Annotated in this window: 2 protein-coding genes and 2 pseudogenes; 1 reads left to right on the top strand and 3 read right to left on the bottom strand. The window is 45.2% G+C overall.

Annotation, left to right across the window (positions count from 1 at the left end):
• Positions 1-462: pseudogene (locus LC574_RS28355) on the top strand (hypothetical protein); the annotation flags it as partial.
• An 83-nt stretch (positions 463-545) separates the two neighbouring features.
• On the opposite strand, the gene LC574_RS28350 reads toward LC574_RS28355, so the two are convergent.
• The 3 genes and pseudogenes from LC574_RS28350 to LC574_RS38590 all read right to left on the bottom strand — a co-directional run.
• Positions 546-911, bottom strand: coding sequence for a four helix bundle protein (locus LC574_RS28350; protein WP_229456994.1), 366 nt, complete (start codon positions 909-911; stop codon positions 546-548).
• A 137-nt stretch (positions 912-1,048) separates the two neighbouring features.
• Positions 1,049-3,319 carry a transglycosylase domain-containing protein gene (locus LC574_RS28345; RefSeq protein WP_229456993.1) on the bottom strand — a complete coding sequence of 757 codons (2,271 nt, stop codon included), beginning with the start codon at positions 3,317-3,319 and terminating at the stop codon, positions 1,049-1,051.
• A gap of 426 nt (positions 3,320-3,745) precedes the next feature.
• A pseudogene (locus LC574_RS38590) lies at positions 3,746-4,428 on the bottom strand (hypothetical protein); the annotation flags it as partial.

Below are 4,428 nucleotides of genomic sequence, written 5' to 3'. Positions count from 1 at the left end.
GTACTTTACAATCCAGCTAGCCGTCCTCCCATTTCCAAGGAACCGATCGCTCAATTCCGAGTAGTATTTACTACAAAAGGTGTGCTAGAAGTTAGTCCTTGGCGGGGATATGCTAGGACGCCAGAGGTAGTAGGTGCAAAAATTACTGACTCTAATATAGTCAAAGGTTTAAATCAAAAGCTTTATAGTACAGTTCGCCAAACTTGGAGTGGCACTCCTACCTTTACCCGAGATTTGAAATATCGGGTAGCAGTCAACAAAGATGGTGTAATTGCTGACTATGAACCACTCAACCAAGTTGCCTTTGACTATTTCCGCGAAACACCTCTTCCTAAGATGTTCAACGCTGTCTACGGTTCTAATGTAGCAGCTCCCAACAATAAAGAACCTCTCGCCCACTTCCAAGTGATATTTAAGCCTAGCGGCACGCTGGAAGTTACTCCTTGGCAGGGATATCAATAATTGGGAATGGGGCATGGGGCATGGGGCATGGGGCATGGGGCATTGGGCATTGGGCATTGGGAAAAGAATTAAGTTGCTATTCCCTATTCCCTATTCCCTATGGATTTTAGATAAGCATTGAGCTTGGGTAATAGTTCATCAAGAATTGGTTTAAACCTGCTTACTTGTTCATTTGTCAATAACTGTCTGGCGTAGGCTAACCTCAACCAGCTGATAGTTTCATACAAAGAGCCTCTCGGAATCTTGACAAAACGTCGATTGTCTTGGTCGTTGTACCTACCTCTACCTTCTGCAATGTTCGCACAAATACTATCAGCAGATCGAACAATTTGCTTGCCCAGTGTATCTTTAGTGAAATTGTCCCATCCCTTAACAATACGCCAAATTTCATTAGCTAGCTTTTCAGCTAGTTGATAAACTTCTAAGTCCTCAAAATCAGGTCTTCTCACAAAATTCCATTGATCATTTATTGATCAATAGTTCCCAATGCCCAATGCCCAATGCCCAATGCCCAATGCCCAATGCCCAATGCCCAATGCCCAATGCCCAATGCCCAATGCCCAATGCCCAATGCCCAATTCCCAATTTACCTCGTAATTCTCCGCATGTAATTTCCCCACAACTGAGCTGCTTGAGCGCTGCTACCAGATGTAGGGGAATTATTGTCGTTTCCCAGCCAGACACCAGTTACAAGCCGCCGACTGGGGATAAAGCCGATGAACCATAAGTCAACGTTTTTATCAGTCGTGCCTGTTTTCCCAGCTTCCCCCAGTCCAATTGCAGCACTACGACCAGTACCTCTTGTGACTACGCCACGCATCAAACTAGTCATTTCATCGGCTACACCATTTGGCAGCACTCGTTTGTTGGCATCTGGATCTTGGTCGAAGGAGTAGATTACACGGCAAGTTTTGATATCCTTGCGATCGCGGCAATCACCACTGTCTAAAATTCGGTTAATCGCATGGGGAGGATTCCGTACACCACCATTACCAATAGCGCCAAAAGCACCAGTCATTTCCAAAACATTGACTACACTTTGACCTAGTACTAAGCCAGGAACTGGATCAAGGGTTGACTTTATTCCCAAATTCTGTGCCATAGCCACGACTTTATTCAGCCCGATTTCTCTGGCAACTCGCAGGGCAATGGGATTTTCTGAAAGAGCAAGCCCCGTGGCAATATCTAAAGTAGCGCCAGCACCGGCACGACAGGGTTTATAAGTAAAGCCTTGCCAAGTTAAAGGAGCGCAAGAATAACTTTTTGATTCTGAAATTCCCTGTTGAATAGCAGCAGTGTAAGCAAAAATTTTGAAGGTTGAACCTGGTTGTCTTTTGGCTTGAACAGCGCGATTGAACTGACTTTTTCTGTAATCAGTCCCGCCCACCATTGCCAGGATACTGCCTGTACTAGAGTCAAGAGTGACTACCGCCCCTTGAGAAAAATTAAAATTTCTACCAGCGTTGTTCACTGAATTATTCAATGCTGCTTCTGCTTGACTCTGTATCGCTGGATCAAGCTTGGTTTCAATGATATAATTTCCTTCTCTTGCAGCTCCTTCCCCCAAGATTGATTCAAGCTCGGAGAAGACGTAATTGTAAAAATAAGGAGCGATCGTCTTAGCTTGCTGTTCACACACTTTAGGACTAACTTGAACAGTGGAGCGTCTAGCTCGGTTCGCATCCTCAGGTTTAATTTTGCCCATCTCCAGCAACCGCTTAATCACACGATTCCGGTATTCAGCTGCTTCTAGCTTATTTGGACTATCCCCACAAAAATCGAAAGCGTTGGGAGCAGGTAAAATTCCTACCAATGTTGCTGCTTCTGCCAAAGTTAATTCTTTAGCGGGCTTCTCAAAATAATACCGGGATGCATCCTCAAAGCCAGAGGTATCTCCTCCCAAAAAAACCCGATTTAAGTACATCAGCAAAATATCATCTTTGCTGTAAAAGGTTTCGAGCTTCAGGGCGACAACTGCCTCGCGCAATTTACGTCCAAGGGTATCTTGTCTGCCTACATACTCGCGGAACAAACTGCGGGCAACTTGCTGGGTAACAGTGCTGGCTCCTTGCTGCACATCTCCACTGCGGCTATTGATCAACACGGCTCGTAAAATCCCCACAGGATCAACCCCAAAGTGCCAGTAATAACGACTATCCTCTGAAGCCACCACCGCAGCAGGCAAATAAGGGCCAAATTCCTCTAATCGCTTCATGTCTACATGGGAGGTAGTCCGAGGCTCTCTCAGAGGAGTGGCTCCATCACGGGCGTAAACAACTACTGGGGCGCGTGTAGCTGTAGGTAGGGGTCTAACTGAAAATTTCAGCCATTCGACGCCAATTACTAACGCTAACAGGGCGCTGACACCGCCGACACCACAAGCTGTCCAACTTGCAGCTTTCACATACCAGGCTGGTGGATCGACGTATTGCAACCGCACAGAAGCGGCGAGTTCTGGGGGGCCCAGAGTCAGAATATCGCCGTGACGCAGTTCTAGAGAATTAACACGACGCTTACCTCGATAAATGCCATTGGTAGAGTTTTCGTCTTTGATAACGAAAACTGGTGTGCGTTGAGTAGAATTCCGCGATAACGACAGGTGAATTTGGCTGACAACAGGGTTACGGATGACGATATCGCTGGATTTGGAGCTACGACCTAGAATATAGCGATCGCCCAACAGTGGATATACCTCTGCTTTATCCGCCCCCGCATCCTGCACCCAGAGTTCCGGTACTTTGGCATTAGGCTTGAGCGCCAATTTAGAAAAATCGACCCTAGCTTGGATAGTATGTACCGCTTGAGTCAGTTGACCAAGTAAAGTTTGTGGCTTTTGAGGGGGTTGGGGAAAACTCATCGGCTATTCACATCACACTTTTTAGTGAAGAATCGGGCGAATTACAATCAATTTAGATGTTAGTCTTTCATCATTTTACTCATAAGCCAAAGCAGAAATTATCTCTACGGAATTTTTTGACTTAATTTATACTTAATATTAGCTTGCTACCAAAATTCATTTGTAATTTTTGTCACTTGTCTACATAAACACAAATTTTTTCTCCATTTTTAAAGGCTTATTTGTTCTAATCTTACTCGTTCTATAACTAAAACTATAGTTTTAATTTATGTACTTTTAAACACTAGTTATCAATAGACAACAGATATAATTTTTACCAATTTTACATATCCACATATTCTGAAACAAACCTAAATATATTCATTTAGGAAGATTTTCTAAATTCTATTGTCTGTTTTAATGGGCCGAGTGTTCCGTTGAGGTTAATTACAGAATGATGGGAAAATCTCTGACTCTGATTGGTGCAGCTTTATCTTTAGCATTCACCGCAAACATTGCTGTGGCCGAATCTAGTAAATCCTCCATAGCCCAATCCAGTAGCAACTCAACTAGTGCACCAAGGGAAATTAAGATTTCGCCAGAAGGGATGAAAATTCTGTGCCAGAATTTCCCGCTCAACTCCCGCTGTCCCGGTGGCACAGCAGTCACCCCTACCGCTCCTGCTCCTAGTAACACTACGGCACCAGCAGAAACTACTCCTGATAGCACAACTGCACCTGGATCTGGAACTGCACCTGGATCTGGATTTGCCACTCCTGAAAGTACTCCAGCACCAGGCAGCACACCTACAACTGAACCTGGCGCTCCTAGCAACTTAACTCCAGCACCAGGAGGCTCAACTACACCTGAGTCTGGCATTCCTGGCAGCATTACCGTACCAGGAAACCCAACTACACCTGAGTCTGGTACTACTGACAGCAATCCCGAACCAAGTACTGGTTCTCCTAATAATACTCCAGGCTCTAGTTCGCCAACTCCTAGCGCACCAGGAGGCTCAACTACACCTGAGTCTGGCATTCCTGGCAGCATTACCGTACCAGGAAACCCAACTACACCTGAGTCTGGTACTACTGACAGCAATCCCGAACCAAGTACTGGTTCTCCCAATA

Source organism: Nostoc sp. CHAB 5715 (assembly GCF_020829685.1).
Lineage (GTDB): Bacteria > Cyanobacteriota > Cyanobacteriia > Cyanobacteriales > Nostocaceae > Nostoc.
This window is presented reverse-complemented; position numbering and strand designations above follow the sequence as displayed.